The organism is Pseudomonas sp. FP2254 (assembly GCF_030687695.1).
GTDB classification, from domain to species: Bacteria; Pseudomonadota; Gammaproteobacteria; order Pseudomonadales; family Pseudomonadaceae; genus Aquipseudomonas; species Aquipseudomonas quebecensis.
Genome location: NZ_CP117444.1, coordinates 3,911,655 through 3,930,179 on the forward strand (window position 1 = coordinate 3,911,655; position 18,525 = coordinate 3,930,179).

Sequence of the window (18,525 nt, forward strand, 5' to 3'; positions counted from 1 at the left end):
CCAGCCCCGAGATTCAAGATGCGCCGCCTGTTGTCCTGCCTGTTCCTGTGTCTGCTGCCCCTCCTCGCGCACGCCGTCGACATACCACGCCCAAAGGTCGGCCTGGTGCTGTCCGGCGGCGCCGCCCGTGGCCTGGCGCATATCGGTGTGCTCAAGGCCCTGGAAGAGCAAGGTATCCAGATCGACGCGATCGCCGGCACCAGCATGGGCGCCGTGATCGGCGGGCTGTATGCCTCCGGCTACAAGATCGACGAGCTGGAAAAACTGGCGCTCAACATCGATTGGCAACAGGCGCTGTCGGACGCGCCGCCGCGCGAAGATGTGCCGTTTCGCCGCAAGCAGGATGACCGGGATTTCCTGGTCAAGCAGAAGCTCAGTTTCCGCGACGACGGCAGCCTCGGCCTGCCGCTGGGGGTGATCCAGGGCCAGAACCTGGCGCTGCTGCTGGAAAGCATGTTCGCCCACAGCAGCGACACCCGCGACTTCGACAAACTGCCGATCCCTTTCCGCGCGGTGGCCACCGATATCACCACCGGCGAAAAAGTCGTCTTCCGCAAGGGCCATTTGCCCAAGGTGATCCGCGCGAGTATGTCGATCCCGGCGGTGTTCGCGCCGGTCGAGCTGGACGGTCGGTTGCTGGTGGACGGCGGCATGACCGATAACATCCCGCTGGATGTCGCGCGGGAGATGGGCGTGGATATCGCCATCGTGGTGGACATCGGCACGCCGCTGCGCGCTCGCAAGCAACTGGCCACGGTGGTGGATGTGCTCAACCAGTCCATCACGCTGATGACCCGGCGCAATTCCGAAGAACAACTCAAGGCCCTGCACCCCAGGGACGTGTTGATCCAACCGCCGTTGGCTGCCTACGGGGTGACCGATTTCGGTCGCGCCAAGGACATGATCGACGCCGGCTACCGCGCCACCCGCGCCCTCGACGTGCGCCTGGCACACCTGCGCCCCGCTGCGCCGGTTGACCCGCAACTGGTGGCCGCACGTACGCCGGGTGAGCGCACGCCGGTGATCACCGCCATCCGCGTGGAAAACGACTCGAAAGTCAGTGACGATGTGATCCGCTATTACATTCGCCAAGCCTTGGGCGAACCGCTCAATCTAGGGCGCCTGCAAAGCGACATGGGCACCTTGTATGGCCTGGATTATTTCGACCAGGTGCAGTACCGCGTCATCAAGAAAGGCCAGGACAACACCCTGGTGATCAGCGCGCGCGGCAAACGCAGCGGCACCGACTACCTGCGCCTGGGGCTTAACCTGTCGGATGACATGCGTGGCGACAGCGCCTTCAACCTCGGCGCCAGCTACCGCGTCAATGGCATCAACCGCCTCGGCGCGGAATGGCTGACGCGAGTGCAGATCGGCGATCGCCAGGAACTGTACAGCGAGTTCTACCAACCGATGGACGCCGGCTCGCGGTACTTCGTCGCGCCGTATATCAGTGCCCAGGCGCAGAACGTGGAGCTGATCCTGGACAACGACCCGATCTCCGAATACCGCCTGGAACGCTACGGTTTTGGCCTGAATGTGGGACGGCAGATCGGCAACAGCGGCGAGATCCGCTTCGGCATCGGCGAGGCCTGGGGCCAGGCCGACGTGCGCATCGGCGACCGCGACCTGCCGAGCGTGAGCTTCAACGAGGGTTTCTACGAACTGAAATACTCCTTCGACTCTCTGGACAACGTGTACTTCCCCCACACGGGGGAGGACATCGGCCTGGCCTACCGCGAATTCGAACCCGGCCTGGGTTCGGACCAGCGCTACCGCCAATGGGAATTCAAGCTGGACAAAGCCATGAGCCACGGCCCGGACACCCTGGTGCTGGGCGGGCGCTACGGACGCACTCTGGACGATTCGGACGTGGTGATTTCCAGCTTCCTGCTCGGCGGCGCGCGGCAGCTCTCAGGCTTTCGCCAGGACGCGATTTCGGGGCAGAACATCAGCCTGATGCGCGCGGTGTACTACCGCCGGCTGACACCGCGCTCGTACTTGCCGCTGGATTTCCCGCTGTATCTGGGCGCATCCCTGGAGCGCGGACGGGCGTGGAACAATGACAATGAATTTGATAGCGGTTACATCAACGCAGCCAGTATTTTCCTGGGCTTCGACACGCCGTTGGGGCCGCTGAATTTCAGTTACGGGTTTAACGATGACAACCAGAGAGCGGTTTACCTGAACCTGGGGCAGACCTTTTAAGGGCTCGGCAAGCTATTTATTTGTGGTGAGCGGGCTCACCACAACAAGCTCGGCCTGCTGAGGCTCAGGACTTTTCCAGATTCGCCAGAATATGCCCGTGCACACGCATGCACACTCGCAGGTCCGCCTCATCCACGCCCACGAACAGTTCATGGCGCAAGGCGGTGGCGATGGTTTCAATCTGATCGATCAACGGCCGCGCGCTGTCGCACAGGAGGATGCGCTTGGCACGTCGATCCTCCAGCACAGCCTGGCGTTGCACCAGGCCCTGGCCTTCGAGGCTGTCGAGCAGTCGTGCAAGGGTCGGCCCTTCCACCCCGACGCTTTGCGCCAGTTCACGTTGAGTGGGGGCTTCCTCGAAACGGGCCAGGTGCAACAGCACCAGCCAACGCGCCTGTGACAGGCCCAGACCCGCCAAACGGCGGTCCAGTTCGGCGCGCCAACCTCGGGACATTTGCGCCAGTTGCATGCCAAAACGGTGTTGATCGGTTAACGGCATAAAAAACTCATGTTTTAGACTGAAAATAAAATGTGGCTAATTATTAGTCAGCTAAGCATGAGCCTTGCCCATAGGCAAGAGTGGCCATGTACTGATTCGTTACATTGTCGTAATTGGCACACTAAATTTCGAATTCCGACTGCAAAGCGGCGCGTACGCAGTACAGAACACCCTCAGGCACGCGGCCGGTAAACAACGGTGCAATCTCCGTCACCGGTGGCAATTCGCCTTCGCCGTCGAGGAAAGCGTCCTGTATTTCACCGAGCAAATCTTCCGGTAAATCAAGCGCCTGCTCCAGGGACAGCTGCTGCTTGCCAATGGATTCGGCCAGCAAGGTGTAGACGTTTTTTTCCGAGCATTGCAACTGCCCCGCGATCTGGATAGGGGTCATGCCCGCACGGGCCAGGCTGATCAATTCATGGCGAATGTCGGCCACTTCCTTGGGCGCTTCGGCCTGGCCACCGAGTACTTCAAGGAAGGCTTGGCCATAGCGCTCCAGCTTGCGCGCCCCCACGCCGCTGACACGCGCCATTTCCGCCAGGGTGGTGGGTTGCTCGCGCAGCATCTCCAGCAAGGTGGAGTCGGGAAAGATGACATAGGGCGGCACGCTGTGTTCCTGCGCCAGTTTGCGCCGCAGGGTACGCAAGGCTTCCCACTGTTCGCGCTCTTCCCCACGCACCAATTGGCTGGCCTGGCTGGTGCTGCTCTTGGCGGTGGTCTGCGGCTTGAGGTCGCGGCGCAATTGCAGGCTCACTTCGCCCTTGAGCAGCGGCCGGCAACTGTCGTTGAGGCGCAGCCCGCCATACCCTTCAAGGTCGATGCCCACCAGGCCGCGAGCGACCATCTGCCGGAACAACGAGCGCCACTCGCCTTCGGCGCGCGCTTTGCCGACGCCGTACACCGAGAGTTTTTCATGGCCGAAGCTGCGAATCTTTTCGTTGTCCTTGCCCAGCAAAACATCCACCAGATGACCCACGCCATAACGCTGGCCGGTACGATAAATGGCCGACAGGCCCTGGCGCGCCGGTTCGGTGGCGTCCCAGGTCTGCACGCCGTCCACGCAGTTGTCGCAATGGCCGCAAGGCTCGGGCATGTCTTCGTCGAAATAGGCCAGCAAGGTCTGACGACGGCAGCGGGTTTCCTCGCACAGCGAAAGCATGGCGTCGAGCTTGTGCTGCTCCAGGCGCTTGTGGCGCTCATCGCCTTCGGAGTTCTGCAGCATCTGCTTGAGCATCACCACGTCCTGCAGGCCGTAGACCATCCACGCATCCGCCGGCAGGCCATCTCGGCCGGCACGTCCGGTTTCCTGGTAATAGGCCTCGAGCGACTTGGGCAGGTCCATGTGGGCCACGAAGCGCACGTTGGATTTGTCGATCCCCATGCCGAACGCGATGGTCGCCACCATGATCAGGCCCTCCTCGTTGAGGAAGCGCTTCTGGTGATAGGCACGCAGGTCGTTTGGCAGGCCGGCGTGGTAAGGCAATGCCGGGTAGCCCTGCTCGCACAGGAAGGCAGCAACTTCATCGACCTTTTTACGCGACAGGCAGTAGACAATGCCCGCATCGCTGCGCCGCTCGGACAGGAATGCCAGCAACTGCTTGCGCGGCTGCTCCTTGGGCACGATGCGGTAGAAGATATTCGGGCGGTCGAAGCTCGACAGGAAGCGTTCGGCGTTCTGCAAGTGCAGGCGCTCGACGATTTCTTCGCGGGTACGCTTGTCCGCAGTGGCCGTCAGGGCAATGCGCGGCACGTCGGGGAACAGTTCCGCCAACTGACCCAGCTGCAAATATTCGCGACGGAAATCGTGGCCCCATTGCGATACGCAGTGCGCTTCGTCAATGGCGAACAAGGCAATCTCCAGGCTCTGCAGGAACGCCAGCATGCGCGGCTGCACCAGGCGCTCAGGAGCGAGGTAGAGCATTTTGACTTCACCACGCTTGATCCGCGCGGCCAGGTCGCGTTGCTGCTCGGCGCTGAGGGTGGAGTTCAGGGATGCGGCGGCCACGCCGAGTTCTTCAAGGGTCGCCACCTGGTCGTCCATCAAGGCGATCAACGGCGACACCACCACCGCCAGCCCGTTGCGCAACAGCGCCGGCACCTGGAAGCACAACGATTTGCCGCCGCCGGTAGGCATCAGGACCAGGGCATCGCCACCACTGGCCACGCGCTCAATGATCGCACCCTGACGGCCACGAAAACTGTCGTAGCCGAAGATGTCCTTGAGGACGCGTTGAGCCTGCTCGAGCATGTAGAACTCCAAAAAAGTACCGAAACCCTCTGTACAGGCTGGCCGAAAAAAACCGGTGTCACGGGAAATAATCCGTAAGCGAAGTTTTCTCGGGTGGCAACCAGGCCGGCAGGGGCATCACAAAACGCGGCAGTATACCCGAGCGTCATCCGCCAAAGGGCGCCACTGACGAATTGCAGCCCGTCTTTAAAACCGGGCAAATATGCATGGCGGCTGGCCTGCGGGCGCAAGAACGCCTAGAATTCAGCATCGTTTATCCCCAAGGTAGTCCTTCATGTCCTTCGCTGAGCAACTAACCCGCCTGCAAGCCTTCCTCGACGCCGATGAGCTGCATGAGGAGGCGCTGGACTATGTAGCCGCCCACGGCTACCTGACCGCCCTGTCCATCTGTTCCGAGGTTGTGCCGGACCGCGAATGGATCGACGCGCTGTTTGCCGAAGAACCGCACTACGCCGATGCCGCCCAACGCGAAGAAATCGAATCTACCCTGCTGGCCCTCAAGGCCCACATCGGTCGCCAACTGGCGTCCGACGAGGAGTTCGAGCTGCCGTGCGAGCTGGACCTGGGCGACGACCCGGACGACTCCGACCTGCGCGGCTGGTGCATCGGTTTCATGGAAGGGGTGTTCCTGCGCGAAGCCGCCTGGTTCGAAACCGCCGAGGAAGAGGTCAGCGAGATGCTGCTGCCGATCATGGTCGGTTCGGGCCTGTTCGAAGAAGAGGCGGAATTTTCCGACATCGCTGCCGACGCCAACCTGATGGACGACATGATCGTACAGATTCCGGAAGCCCTCACCGCCCTGTACCTGCTGTGCAACGCTCCTGACGAAAAACCGGCGATCCTCAAGCCTCGTCACCACTGAGTCGCTTGCCCGTGACACCCATGGGCAAGCGCTCGCCGCTCCTGCGCTACGCGCTGCTGGCCATCGGCTGGCTGAGCGTGGCGTTGGGCGTAATCGGCATTTTCCTGCCGGTGCTACCGACCACCCCATTCCTCTTGCTTGCCGCCGCCTGCTTTGCACGAAGCTCCCCGCGTTTCTACCAGTGGCTGGTGGAGCACCCGCGCCTGGGCCCGTGGATCCGTGACTACCTGGATGGCAATGGCATACCGCTCAAAGGCAAGGTCTACGCCATCGGCCTGATGTGGCTGAGCATCGGCCTCTCCTGCTATCTGGTGCCGCTGCCCTGGGCACGCGGTTTCATGCTGACCAGCGCGGTGGTGGTCAGCATCTATATCCTGCGCCAGAAAACCCTGCCGCCGCGCTGATCGCCGCCTGCGACATAAGATCCCACACGACCTTGGTCGACACTGACTAACCCCAGGCATCATGCGAGACTGTCCCACCGGGCCTGGAATGCCCGGGTGTTCCCTTGCTCGGAGTTCCCATGACGCTGTCCAGCGGGCTGATCGCCGCCGTTGCCCTGGCCTATATGGCCATTATGTTTGCCATCGCCTTCTACGGTGACCGTCGTCGCGCGCCCTTGCCGCCGCGCATGCGTGCCTGGGTATACAGCCTGTCGCTGGCCGTTTATTGCACCAGCTGGACCTTCTTCGGCGCTGTCGGCCAGGCGGCCGAGCAGCTGTGGGCTTTTATACCCATCTACCTGGGACCGGTGCTGTTGCTGGTGCTGGCACCCTGGGTGCTGCAAAAGATGGTGCTGATCAGCAAGCAGGAAAACATCACCTCCATCGCTGACTTTATCGCGGCGCGCTACGGCAAATCCCAATCCCTGGCGGTGGTGGTTGCGCTGATCTGTCTGGTGGGCGTGCTGCCGTATATCGCCTTGCAGCTCAAAGGCATTGTGCTGGGCGTTAACCTGTTGATCGGCGCCGGTGCCGACACCACCGGCACGCGGGCCCAGGACACGGCGCTGGTGGTGTCGCTGGTGCTGGCGCTGTTCACTATCGTGTTTGGCACGCGCAACCTCGACGCCACCGAACACCATCGCGGCATGGTGCTGGCCATTGCCTTTGAATCCCTGGTCAAGCTGTTCGCTTTTCTTGCCGTGGGCGCGTTCGTGACCTACGGCCTGTACGACGGTTTCGGTGACCTGGTCGACCAGGCGATGCTTGCGCCACGCCTGGAAGAATACTGGCAGGAGACCGTTAACTGGCCCTCGATGGTGGTGCAGACCGGCGTGGCAATGATGGCGATCATTTGCCTGCCCCGGCAATTTCACGTGACGGTGGTGGAAAATATCGAACCCCAGGACCTGCGCCTGGCCAAGTGGGTGTTTCCGGCCTACCTGGTGCTGGCCGCGCTGTTCGTGATACCCATCGCCCTCGGTGGCAAGATGCTGCTGCCCGCCTCGGTGCTGCCGGACTCCTACGTGATCAGCCTGCCCTTGGCCGAGGCGCACCCGGCGCTGGCGGTGCTGGCGTTTATCGGCGGCGCGTCGGCGGCCACCGGCATGGTGATCGTGGCGAGCATCGCGTTGTCGACCATGGTGTCCAACGACATGCTGCTGCCCTGGCTGCTGCGCCGCTCCAGCGCCGAGCGGCCGTTCGAAGTATTCCGCCACTGGATGCTGTCGGTACGCCGGGTGAGCATCGTGATCATCCTGCTACTGGCGTACGTCAGTTATCGCCTGCTGGGGTCCACCGCGAGTCTGGCGACCATCGGCCAGATCGCCTTCGCCGCCGTGACTCAATTGGCGCCGGCCATGCTCGGCGCGTTGTACTGGAAGCAGGCGAACCGGCGTGGTGTATTTGCCGGCCTCGCCGCAGGGACGTTCCTGTGGTTTTACACCTTGGTCCTACCGGTCACCGCGAAAAGCCTGGGATGGTCCTTAAGCCTTTTCCCTGGGTTGACGTGGATGCATTCCCACCCGCTGGGCTTGTCCGTGACTTCACTGACCCTGGGCACCGTGCTGTCACTCGCGGGTAACTTCACGCTGTTCGTCTGGGTTTCGATGCTGTCGCGCACACGGGTGTCAGAGCATTGGCAGGCCGGACGCTTTATTGGCCAGGAAATCAGTCAACGCGCCAGTGCCCGTTCGATGCTCTCGGTGCAGATCAGCGACCTGCTCAGCCTGGCCGCGCGGTTCGTGGGTGAGGAACGTGCCCAGCAGAGCTTTATCCGGTTTGCGTATCGCCAGGGCAAAGGCTTCAACCCCAACCAGAATGCCGACAATGAATGGATCGCCCACACCGAACGCCTGCTGGCGGGCGTGCTCGGCGCCTCTTCGACGCGCGCAGTGGTGAAAGCCGCGATTGAAGGTCGGGACATGCAGCTGGAGGACGTCGTGCGCATCGCCGACGAAGCCTCGGAAGTCTTGCAGTTCAACCGCGCCCTGCTGCAGGGCGCCATCGAGAACATCACCCAAGGCATCAGCGTGGTGGATCAGTCGCTCAAGCTGGTGGCCTGGAACCGGCGTTACCTGGAGCTGTTCAACTACCCCGAGGGCCTGATCAGCGTGGGCCGGCCGATTGCCGATATCATCCGCTACAACGCCGAACGCGGCCTGTGCGGACCGGGCGAGGCCGAAGTGCACGTGGCGCGCCGCCTGCACTGGATGCGCCAGGGCCGCGCGCACACTTCCGAACGCTTGTTTCCGAACGGCCGCGTCATCGAGTTGATCGGCAACCCAATGCCCGGTGGCGGCTTTGTCATGAGTTTTACCGATATCACCGCGTTCCGCGAAGCTGAACAGGCGCTGACGGAGGCCAACGAGGGCCTGGAGCAGCGCGTGGTCGAACGCACCCATGAACTGTCCCAACTCAACCTGGCACTGACCGATGCCAAAGGGGTGGCCGAAACCGCAAGCCAGTCGAAAACCCGCTTCCTGGCGGCGGTAAGCCATGACTTGATGCAGCCGTTGAACGCCGCGCGCCTGTTCTCCGCCGCGCTGTCCCACCAGAGCGACGGACTCTCCGACGAGGCCCGTCAGTTGGTGCAGCACCTGGACAGTTCGCTGCGCTCGGCAGAAGACCTGATCAGCGACCTGCTGGATATTTCTCGCCTGGAAAACGGCAAGATCACACCCCAGCGCCAACCGTTCGTGCTCAATGAGCTGTTCGATACCCTGGGCGCCGAATTCAAGGCGCTGGCCCAGGAGCAGGGCCTGCGCTTTCGCCTGCGCGGCAGCCGCCTGCGGGTGGACAGTGACATTAAATTGCTGAGGCGCATCCTGCAGAATTTTCTGACTAACGCTTTCCGTTATGCAGACGGCCCGGTGCTACTGGGCATACGCCGACGCGGGGGCCAATTGTGCCTGGAGGTATGGGACCGCGGTCCGGGCATCCCGCCGGATAAACAGAGCGTGATCTTTGAGGAATTCAAGCGCCTGGACAGCCACCAGACCCGCGCGGAAAAAGGTCTGGGCCTGGGCCTGGCGATCGCCGACGGCTTGTGCCGCGTACTCGGCCATCGCTTGAGCGTGCGTTCGTGGCCGGGCAAAGGCAGCGTGTTCAGCGTAAGCGTGCCGTTGGCGCGCAACCAGGCCATCGCGCAGCCCCAGGCGGCGCTGGAAAACGGTTTGCCACTGAGCGGCGCGCAGGTGCTGTGCGTGGATAACGAAGAAAGCATTCTTATTGGCATGCGCAGCCTGCTCAACCGCTGGGGATGTGAAGTATGGACGGCCAAGGACCAGGCCGAGTGCGCCGCCCTGCTGGCCGAGGGGGTGCGCCCGCAACTGGCGCTGGTGGACTACCACCTGGATCATGGTGAAACCGGCACCGAGTTGATGCGCTGGCTGCGCGCGCAGTTAGCCGAGCCGATTCCAGGCGTGGTCATCAGTGCCGACGGCCGTCCGGAGAGCGTGGCCGAAGTGCATGCGGCGGGTTTGGATTACCTGGCCAAACCGGTCAAGCCCGCGGCGTTGCGTGCGTTATTAAATCGGCACTTGCCGTTGTAGGCCGGGTTTGCATCGGGGCGTTCATTCAGGCAGGTGCGCCACGCCATCCGAGTCGCTCATCGCACGCTCCAGCAGGTCCGTCGGCAGGCTTTTGCTCGCACGCGCGCCGAGCAACCTCAATTGCTCGGTACGGCTGACCAGATTGCCGCGTCCGTCTGTCAGCTTGTTTCGCGCCGCGCTGTAGGCTTTATCCAATTGCTGCAGACGATTGCCCACCTCATCCAGATCCTGGATAAACAGCACGAACTTGTCGTACAGCCAACCGGCACGCTCGGCAATTTCGCGGGCATTCTGGCTTTGGCGCTCCTGTTTCCACAGGCTGTCGATCACCCGCAGGGTCGCCAGCAACGTGGTGGGGCTGACGATGACGATATGGCGATCAAAGGCTTCCTGGAACAGGTTGGGCTCAGCTTGCAACGCGGCGGAAAACGCCGCTTCGATCGGTACGAACAGCAGCACGAAATCCAGGCTGTGCAGGCCTTCCAGGCGTTTATAGTCCTTGCCGGCCAGGCCTTTGACATGGTTGCGCAGCGACAGCACGTGCTGCTTCAGGGCCGCCTGGCCGATCACGTCGTCCTCCGCGGCGACGAATTGCTGGTACGCGGTCAGGCTGACCTTGGAGTCCACCACCACCTGTTTATCACCGGGCAGCATGATCAGCACATCCGGCTGGAAGCGCTCGCCGTCCGGCCCCTTGAGGCTGACCTGGGTCTGGTACTCGCGGCCCTTCTCCAGCCCCGCGTGCTCCAGCACCCGCTCAAGAATCAGCTCACCCCAGTTACCCTGGGTTTTCTGGCCCTTCAACGCACGGGTCAGGTTGGTGGCTTCATCGGACAGACGCAGGTTCAGTTGCTGCAGGCGTTCAAGTTCCTTGGCCAGGGAAAAACGCTCGCGCGCCTCGTTCTGATAGCTCTCTTCCACACGCTTTTCGAAGGACTGGATGCGCTCCTTCAATGGATCGAGCAACTGGCCCAGGCGCTCCTGGCTGGTCTCGGCGAAGCGCTGCTCGCGCTCATCGAAAATCTTGCCGGCCAGTTCGGCGAACTGGGCGCGCAGCTCATCGCGTGACCCCTGCAGGTCGGCCAGGCGTTGCTGGTGGCTGTCCTGCTGCTCGCGCAGCTCGGCGCGCAGGGCGGCCGCCAATGCATCAAGGCGACGCAGTTCGGTTTCCTTGGCGCTGCGGTCGAGGTTCCAGGCGTGGGCGGCATCGCGGGCGTTGTCGCGGTCGATCTGCAGCAGTTCGACTTCGCGACGCAGCGCTGCCAGGTCGGCTTGCTTGGCGGCATTGGCCTGGCTCAGATCGCTGATTTCATCGCGACTGGCTTCCAGTTGGGCAATGAGGCCTTCCTGGGCCAGTTGCGCCATGGCCAGGCGCTCTTCAAGCAACTCCCAGCCGGCCATGCGCGCGCTCAAACGCCGTTGAAGCTGCCAGCACACAGCGAGTAAGGGCAGCGCGGCGCCCGCAAGGCCCAGGGCAATACTGGTCCAGTCAAAAGCCATAGCCATGTCTGCCATCACCGAAAAAGTGCAAGGTTAACCAAGCGCGGGGCTCGAGGACAGCTCAGTCTTCGACCTGACCCAGTTCGCGCCGGGCCTGCACATCGCCGGCGCGGGCGGCCGAGCGCAGCAGGTCGTGGCCGATGCGACGGTCACGGGCACTCCCGCATTCGCGGCACATCAATTGCCCCAGGCGGCTCTGGGCCGCGACCACACCTTCACGGGCCGGCTGCTTGAGCAGGCGCCCGGCGAAGTGCTTAACGTTGGTGTTATGCCCCAGGCGCGGGCTGTCGAGTAGCCACAGCGCGACTTTCAAGGAAAACCGCTTGGATGCGGTAACAGTCTGGAGGGTATCGGTAACAGCAGGTGATACTGAGCGAAACTTCATAAAGCACTGTGGGACGGAACGGAAGGCGCGCCACTCTACTCTTTTTTTCGTACAGGTAAAGCTGAAAAAACCCTGCACGCCCGTTCTAGAGCAAGCGCTTGGGACAATCCACAGAAGCTGTGGATAACTCAGTGGACAACCCTCTTCGAACCCTCGCAAAGCCCCATGGAACGTGGCCCGCAGTCAAACTGACGATTTTTTCACCAATAAAAAAAAGCCAGATTTTTCATTGACTTAAATTTCCATTGCAGGCAAATGGCGGGGCGTTGCAGCGAACGTCCGCTTGGTTACACGCGACACAACTAATGTGCACAAGTACACATCCCGCGGTTATAAACGGGGCCTTTTTTGAAGCGACCGGTGCAAAAAATGTTACCGGCAGGTCCTGCAAGGACTTTTCAAATCATTGCAGGCTGGCCACACTGCCCGACCTGCAACGCAATGGGGAATGGCTCGATGAAGGGAATGCTGGTGTTCGCGGTGCTACTGCTGGCCATCTGCGGCGTTTCCCTTGGGATCAATGCTGCACTGCCTCCGCCGGACGGCGCCTTGTTCGCCATTGCGATCCTGCTGTCAGCTGCGTTCACCGCCATTAGTCTGTGCATCGAACTGGGTGAAGGCCGCATCAACGACATGAGCGATGTGCTCAAAGCCGTCGAAACCGGCCAGTCGCTGCGCCTGACGCTTGCCGCCTACGGGCTTGGCTGTTCCCTGGCGGCGGCCGCGACGGTGCTGGTCTATCGCGGCCTGCTCGGCGGCTGATGTAAACTTTTTGGCTAACACACTTCCCTTAGCTGTTTCAATCCGTTACTATCCGCCCCGTTAGTACCAAGCTGAAAGTCAATTCTGGTCGAACAACTCCCTTGAACAACATGGGATCGACCACCTCGATGGTTTCCAGGTATCACTTGCGACGACACTGCCTTTGAACAAGTAAAGGGTGTCGCGAAGTCCAGTACTCTGACCGAACCAACCTGCAAATTGATCAGGATCTTCACCCCGGGCCCAGAACCTTTGCCCCTGTTGTGTTGCCTGCCCTCCTAAGTACCTACCTGCCAGCCCAAGCGCGCCTATTGAATAGCGCTTCAAACTGGCTGCTTTGTTCCAGTCGGGTTCTTCGTTTGATCAATGGTGATCAACGTCACTGGAACGTTTTAACGTTGCACGGTTCTTAACCGTGTCATTTGTAGGAACACCAATAATATGTCCACTCAAATTCATACTCAGGATGCCATTCGCACCCTCACCAATGCTTTTGCCCCAATGAACTGCCTGATCATGGCCGCTCGCAAAGGCTGCTTCAGCTTCACGCTGGTCAACGAACACGGCATCGCGCGTCACAGCGAACGCCTGTACCCCGATCAATACTCCAGCGCAGAACCGCTGCAGGCTGTGATCGAGCGTACCCGCCAGGCACTGGTTGCCTGATCGACCCGAGTCGCCGAAGCAAAAAAAACCCTGTTTGAAACACAGGGTTTTTTATTGCCAAAAATTTACTTCACAGCCCCAGCGCCTAAGTACAAATAGATATAAACGCTATAACTGAATGGATAAGACGTTTTAAAAACAATCCTTTACATCATAAATATGACACTACACTTCAACTCAAGCGGCATGATCCGCTTACGGCGAGCCTGAGATCCGATCCACCGCTGCCAAGCCCGACTCTCTCAGGACTCGCCTACCCTTTTCACGATTGAGGCGTCTATGGGTATCGCGGCCAGTGAATTGTGTCGTTATGTGATCCGGCCAACGCTGACCTACCTCGGCCAGCACAGCCCCACGGCAGAGTCCCTGCTGCTGGGCATCGCCGCCAGCCAGTCGGAGCTGGGCTCGGCGCTGCACGAACGCCGCGGCCACGGCCTGTATGGCATCACCAAACCGCGCCATTGCGCCCTCTGGGACAACTACCTGGCGCTCGATCCTGAACGTGCCAGCCTGGTGCGCGGCCTGGCCAGCCAACATGCATTCCTCAGCGCGCCCCAGCTTGAGCTCACGGTGAACCTGCGTTACGCCACGGCCATCGCCTGGCTACTGGTGGAACAGCACACCGTCACCCTGCCGGCGACCGGCGATGTGTTAGGCATGGCGCGTATCTGGAAAGAAATTTTTCACCCTCAAGGCAGGCTGCGAGATTTCAGCCAAGCGTGGCAAACCTGTGTTTCGCCCAAGAATCACGTGAGCTGCTGACCGGGCAATTTGCAAGATTCGCCAAAAACTGCCGATTTTGGTCGGATTGTCCTACAAAACCGCTCTATCTCCTGCATTACAGCCTATAGCGCGATGTTAAATTTATTGATACTTTCCGCAGCGGTGATCACCACGGAGTTCTAATAATGAAAAAAGTAATGCTCAAGACCACACTTAGCCTCGCCGTTGCCATGGCATCCTCCCACCTGTTTGCAAGCGGTTTCGCACTCAACGAACAGAGCGTCAGCGGGATGGGTACGGGTTTCGCAGGTCGCTCTTCTTCTGCCGATGATGCAAGCACTGTGTACGGCAACCCTGCCGGTATGGCGCGCCTGAATGGCCAGCAAATCACCGGCGGCGTAGCAGCCATTGATGCCTCCACCGATATCAGCGATGTCAGCGGCCGTTCCCGCGGCAGCAACAAAGGCGACATGGTGCCTTTCACCGCCGTGCCTTTCGGTTTCTACACCAATAAACTCAACGATCAGTGGGCTGTCGGTTTTGGCGTATACGCCCCGTTCGGCCTGGTGACCGACTACGAAAGAGGCTTCCAGGGCCGCAGCTTCGGCAGCAACAGCGAAGTCAAGGTTATCACCCTGCAACCTACCGTCAGCTACGCCTTCAATGATCGCGTCTCGGTAGGTTTTGGCCCGACCATCAACCGCATCGCCGGTACCCTGGAATCGGACCTGTCGTTCAACCCGGCGGCGCCCGATACCAACATCAAGATCAAAGGTGACGACACCGCGCTGGGCTTTAACGTCGGCGTGCTGGTACAAGCCACCGATACCACGCGAGTGGGTCTGACCTATCACTCCAAGGTCAGCTACAAGCTGGACGGCCACACCGAGGTAAGCGCACCTACCGTGACTTCGGGCCTGTTGCGCAGCAACCGTTATGACGCCTCCCTGAAGATCGATACGCCTGAGTCCTACGACCTGTCGGTCACTCAAGACCTGACCGATGCCTGGAAACTCTACGCCGGTGCAACCTGGACCCGCTGGAGCCGCCTGAAGGACATTACGGTCAAGAACGAAGGCGTTGTCGGTGGCGCGAGCGGCGGCCTGCTCGCCCCGTCCCTGGTCAGCACCATCAAGGAAGAACAGAACTGGCACGATACCTGGGCCTACGCCGTGGGTACTTCGTATCAGTTGACCAAGCAGGTGGTACTGCGTACCGGCCTGACGTTCGACCAATCGCCGACCAACAACACTGATCGTTCGCCGCGTATTCCTACCGGTGACCGTACTATCTTCAGCCTGGGCCTGGGCTATGAAGTCATGCCGAACATGACGATCGACGTGGCCTACTCCTACCTGAAGGAAGAAGACGTCAAGGTTGCGCGCTCCAACCAACTGGCCAGCTACAACGCCAAGTACGAAAACAGCGCCAATGGTTTTGGCCTGGGCATGACCTATCGCTTCTGATTTCACCGAGGCGTAAAAAAGCCCCGCTCTCCTGCAAAGGAGGCGGGGCTTTTCAATGGGTGTCGATCAGGGTTTGGAAGCCAGTGCTTTCTCCACCGCCTCGATCAGATCCGGGCTGTCCGGCTTGGTCAGGCTGGAAAAATCGGCGATCACCTTGCCCTGTCGGTCGATCACGTATTTATAGAAATTCCATTTCGGTGCATTACTCTGCTGTGCCAGCACCTTGAACAAGTGCACCGCGTCCGGGCCCTTGACCTTCTGCGGTTCAGTCATGGTGAAGGTCACGCCGTAATTGACGTAGCAGACCTTAGCCGTCTCTTCACCCGTCTTGGCTTCCTGCTTGAAGTCATCGGAAGGCACGCCAATCACCTCCAGGCCCTGATCCTTGTAACGCTGGTACAACGCCTCAAGACCTTTGAATTGCGGGGCGAACCCACAGAAGCTCGCGGTGTTGACGATCACCAGCGGCTTGCCGGCAAAGCGCTGGCACAGGTCGATGGACTCCTTGGCGCGCAACTTGGGCAATTGGCCTTCCAGCAAGGGTGGACAGTCGGCTGCCAACGCTATGCCGCCAAAGGCAGCCATCAGCACGGGTACTGCAAGCCAGCGCATCTGCATGGGAAATGTCCTTTTAAGAATTCAGGGATCGAACTTAACAGATCGACATGCCCAGTTGCATCAACGCCAGGCCGCCGCGCTGCCAGCCCCACCAGGCCAGCGCCAGCAACAGCGCCATGGCTGCTGCGCCGCCGAGCCAATACCAGGTTGAACTCATGCCGCCTCCATCTGCGCCTGCAAGCGCGCCACCGGACGCTCGCGCACCGGCCAGTTCAAGGCCGCGGCGAGCAGGCTCAATAGAATCGCCATCTGCCAGATCAAATCGTAGTTGCCGGTTCGATCATAGACCACCCCGCCCAACCAGCCGCCGAGGAATGAACCGAGCTGGTGAAACAGGAACACGATCCCGCCGAGCATGGACAGGTTTCGTACACCAAACAGCGTCGCGACCGTGCCGTTGGTCAGCGGCACGGTGGACAGCCACAAAAAGCCCATGGCCATGCCGAACAGGTAAGCCGAGAGCTCTGTGACCGGCGCCCACAGAAACAGCACGATCACCACCGCCCGCAGCAGGTACAAAGCCGTCAGCAGGCGCGGCTTGGACATGCGCCCACCAAGCCAGCCGGCGGTGTAGGTGCCGAAGATATTGAACAGCCCAATCAGCGCCAACACCGTGGTGCCGACCGTGGCCGGCAGGTGTTGGTCCACCAGGTAGGCCGGCAGGTGCACCCCGATAAACACCACCTGGAAACCACAGACAAAAAAACCGAAGGCCAGCAGCCAGAAACCGGAGTGGGAGCAGGCTTCCTTGAGCGCCTCAGCCAGGGTCTGCTGGCCGGCCGTGACCGGCAGCGGACGATCCTTGAGCATGCCGACCAGCGGCAGAATCAGCGCCACCATCAAGCCCAGCGCCAACAGCGCGGCCGACCAGCCCAACCAGCTGATCAGGCCCAAGGTGCCCGGGACCATGGCGAACTGACCAAAAGACCCGGCTGCGCTGGCGATGCCCATGGCCATGCTGCGCTTCTCCGGCGCCACGGCGCGGCCCACCACGCCCAGGATCACCGAGAACGAGGTGCCTGACAGGCCAATCCCGATCAGCAGGCCTGCGCTCAGCGACAGCGACCACGCCGAATCGGACATGCCCATCAACACCAGGCCAGCGGCGTACAAGACCCCACCGACGAACACGGCCTTGGTCGCGCCGAAACGGTCGGCCAGGGCACCGGTGAACGGCTGCGCCAGGCCCCAGATCAGGTTTTGCAAGGCAATGGCGAACGCAAACGTTTCACGGCCCCAACCGAACTCGGAACTCATCGGCGCGAGAAACAGGCCGAATCCGTGACGCACGCCCAACGACAGCGCCAGGATCAGCGCACTCCCCACAAGAACCCAGCCACTGGTGCGCCACATCGAGGTCATTTCTTATTCTCCGTACGCGGGTATATACCCGCTTGTCATCGAACAAACCCGCGCTCAGGCGAGTTCGTCCAGCAAGGCCAACAGGGTCTCGCGTTTTTGCGCGCCCAGTTTATCGATCAACTTCTGCTGCGCCGCTTCCCATGCCGGCAGTGCGGCGGCCAGGCGTGCTTCACCGGCTGCCGTCAACTGCACCAGGCGATTACGCAGGTCGTCGCCCTCCACCAATTGCACTAACCCTTCCCCTTCGAGCACCCGCAGGTTGCGGCCGAGCGTACTGCGATCCAGGCCCATCGCATCGGCCAGACTGGAGATACTGGGTTGATCCAGACGCTGCAGATTGCACAGCAGAGAATACTGGGCAACGTTGATCCCGAAGCCGTCGAGAGCGCCGTCGTAGTGCCTGCTGACGCCACGGGCGGCGCGTCGCAGGTTGGTGCATAAACATTGGGAGGAAAGCATGGAACGTGTATATACCCGCGATTCTACAAATGCAAGAAAGTGTTACAGCGCCAGGCCGACCAGCACGACGACTTCCAGCAGCTCCAGTAACGCGCCGGCGGTGTCGCCCGTGGTGCCGCCGAGGCGCCTGACCATCAACTGACGCAGCGCCACAAACCCGAGGGCGGCCAGCAGTACGGCAATTGCGCCGCTGAACCCGCCGATCAGCACACAGGCCAGGCCGCTGAGGACCAACACCAGTTGGCCGACAGCCCTCGGTAAATGCTCTGACAATGCCTGGCCTAATCCGCCGGCACGCACATAACGCGTGGTCAGGAATAACGCGAGCATCGACGCCCGGCCAATCAGCGGCGCCAGAATCAATGCGACGGTATTGTGCTGTTCGATCAAGGCCACCAGCGCAGCGAACTTGAGCAGCAGCACCAGGCCCAGCGTGACCACGGCAATCGGCCCGCTGCGCGGGTCCTTCATGATGGTGAGGGTGCGCTCGCGATCGCCGAAGCCACCCAGCCAGGCATCGGCGCTGTCCGCCAGGCCGTCCAGGTGCAGGGCGCCGCTGAGCAGCACCCAGGCAGTCAGCAGCAGCGCCGCGTGCAGCAGCAACGGCGCGCCCGCCAATGCGCTGCTCAGCCCCCATAACAGCACACCGAACAACCCACCGACCACCGGGTAAAACAACAGCGAACGTCCCATTTCCTGGGGCTGCGGCATGCCTGGCAGGCGAATCGGCAGGCTGCTCAGAAACTGCAGGGCAATCCAGAACGGCGACATCG

At 61.2% G+C, this 18,525-nt stretch carries 17 protein-coding genes; 8 read left to right on the top strand and 9 right to left on the bottom strand.

Annotation, left to right across the window (positions count from 1 at the left end; translation table 11 throughout):
* The first annotated feature begins 18 nt into the window (after window positions 1-18).
* Entirely contained in the window at window positions 19-2,208 is a 2,190-nt protein-coding gene (locus PSH94_RS17910; protein ID WP_305435502.1) for a patatin-like phospholipase family protein, read from the top strand.
* Between the two features lie 64 nt (window positions 2,209-2,272).
* Here PSH94_RS17910 and PSH94_RS17915 read toward each other — a convergent pair whose 3' ends face one another.
* Together PSH94_RS17915 and recQ are read right to left on the bottom strand one after the other, a co-directional pair.
* Window positions 2,273-2,707 (bottom strand): MarR family transcriptional regulator, encoded by a 435-nt coding sequence (locus PSH94_RS17915; protein ID WP_181075901.1) that lies wholly within the window; start codon window positions 2,705-2,707, stop codon window positions 2,273-2,275.
* A gap of 121 nt (window positions 2,708-2,828) precedes the next feature.
* Entirely contained in the window at window positions 2,829-4,955 is a 2,127-nt protein-coding gene (gene recQ / locus PSH94_RS17920; protein WP_305435503.1) for a DNA helicase RecQ, read from the bottom strand.
* A gap of 274 nt (window positions 4,956-5,229) precedes the next feature.
* On the opposite strand from recQ, the gene PSH94_RS17925 reads away from it, so the two are divergent.
* From PSH94_RS17925 to PSH94_RS17935, 3 genes are all read left to right on the top strand, one after another.
* Window positions 5,230-5,817, top strand: coding sequence for a YecA family protein (locus PSH94_RS17925; protein WP_253508779.1), 588 nt, complete (start codon window positions 5,230-5,232; stop codon window positions 5,815-5,817).
* Between the two features lie 20 nt (window positions 5,818-5,837).
* Window positions 5,838-6,221: a YbaN family protein gene (locus PSH94_RS17930; RefSeq protein WP_181076170.1), complete on the top strand. Its 384-nt coding sequence runs from the start codon at window positions 5,838-5,840 to the stop codon at window positions 6,219-6,221.
* 119 nt (window positions 6,222-6,340) lie between these two features.
* Window positions 6,341-9,811, top strand: a complete 3,471-nt coding sequence (locus tag PSH94_RS17935; RefSeq protein ID WP_305435504.1) for a PAS domain-containing hybrid sensor histidine kinase/response regulator — start codon at window positions 6,341-6,343, stop codon at window positions 9,809-9,811.
* Window positions 9,812-9,832: 21 nt separating this feature from the next.
* On the opposite strand, the gene rmuC is transcribed toward PSH94_RS17935, so the two are convergent.
* Together rmuC and PSH94_RS17945 are read right to left on the bottom strand one after the other, a co-directional pair.
* Window positions 9,833-11,197: a DNA recombination protein RmuC gene (rmuC, locus tag PSH94_RS17940; protein ID WP_266247502.1), complete on the bottom strand. Its 1,365-nt coding sequence runs from the start codon at window positions 11,195-11,197 to the stop codon at window positions 9,833-9,835.
* A 175-nt stretch (window positions 11,198-11,372) separates the two neighbouring features.
* Window positions 11,373-11,696, bottom strand: coding sequence for a sel1 repeat family protein (locus PSH94_RS17945; protein ID WP_305435505.1), 324 nt, complete (start codon window positions 11,694-11,696; stop codon window positions 11,373-11,375).
* 456 nt (window positions 11,697-12,152) lie between these two features.
* Here PSH94_RS17945 and PSH94_RS17950 point away from each other — a divergent pair, with 456 nt between their 5' ends.
* The 4 genes from PSH94_RS17950 to PSH94_RS17965 all read left to right on the top strand — a co-directional run bounded on the left by PSH94_RS17950 (window position 12,153) and on the right by PSH94_RS17965 (window position 15,313).
* The gene (locus PSH94_RS17950) at window positions 12,153-12,458 is read left to right on the top strand and encodes a hypothetical protein (RefSeq protein ID WP_181075910.1); all 306 of its coding nucleotides are present in this window, start codon (window positions 12,153-12,155) and stop codon (window positions 12,456-12,458) included.
* A gap of 441 nt (window positions 12,459-12,899) precedes the next feature.
* On the top strand, window positions 12,900-13,124 hold the full coding sequence (locus PSH94_RS17955; RefSeq protein WP_007898912.1) for a hypothetical protein: 225 nt from the start codon (window positions 12,900-12,902) through the stop codon (window positions 13,122-13,124).
* Between the two features lie 279 nt (window positions 13,125-13,403).
* On the top strand, window positions 13,404-13,886 hold the full coding sequence (locus tag PSH94_RS17960; protein WP_181075913.1) for a hypothetical protein: 483 nt from the start codon (window positions 13,404-13,406) through the stop codon (window positions 13,884-13,886).
* A gap of 146 nt (window positions 13,887-14,032) precedes the next feature.
* Window positions 14,033-15,313, top strand: coding sequence for an OmpP1/FadL family transporter (locus tag PSH94_RS17965; RefSeq protein WP_181075914.1), 1,281 nt, complete (start codon window positions 14,033-14,035; stop codon window positions 15,311-15,313).
* A 66-nt stretch (window positions 15,314-15,379) separates the two neighbouring features.
* On the opposite strand, the gene PSH94_RS17970 is transcribed toward PSH94_RS17965, so the two are convergent.
* From PSH94_RS17970 to PSH94_RS17990, 5 genes are read right to left on the bottom strand one after another with little or no spacing between them, the layout of a single operon-like run.
* Entirely contained in the window at window positions 15,380-15,931 is a 552-nt protein-coding gene (locus PSH94_RS17970) for a glutathione peroxidase (protein WP_181075916.1), read from the bottom strand.
* Between the two features lie 34 nt (window positions 15,932-15,965).
* Window positions 15,966-16,088, bottom strand: coding sequence for a hypothetical protein (locus PSH94_RS17975; protein ID WP_258197626.1), 123 nt, complete (start codon window positions 16,086-16,088; stop codon window positions 15,966-15,968).
* Window positions 16,085-17,293, bottom strand: coding sequence for an MFS transporter (locus tag PSH94_RS17980; protein WP_370694734.1), 1,209 nt, complete (start codon window positions 17,291-17,293; stop codon window positions 16,085-16,087). Before PSH94_RS17980 ends, PSH94_RS17975 begins: the two co-directional genes overlap by 4 nt.
* A gap of 54 nt (window positions 17,294-17,347) precedes the next feature.
* Window positions 17,348-17,752, bottom strand: a complete 405-nt coding sequence (locus tag PSH94_RS17985; protein ID WP_305435506.1) for a MarR family winged helix-turn-helix transcriptional regulator — start codon at window positions 17,750-17,752, stop codon at window positions 17,348-17,350.
* Between the two features lie 42 nt (window positions 17,753-17,794).
* Window positions 17,795-18,523, bottom strand: a complete 729-nt coding sequence (locus PSH94_RS17990; RefSeq protein WP_181075920.1) for an adenosylcobinamide-GDP ribazoletransferase — start codon at window positions 18,521-18,523, stop codon at window positions 17,795-17,797.
* Between the last annotated feature and the right edge of the window lie 2 nt (window positions 18,524-18,525).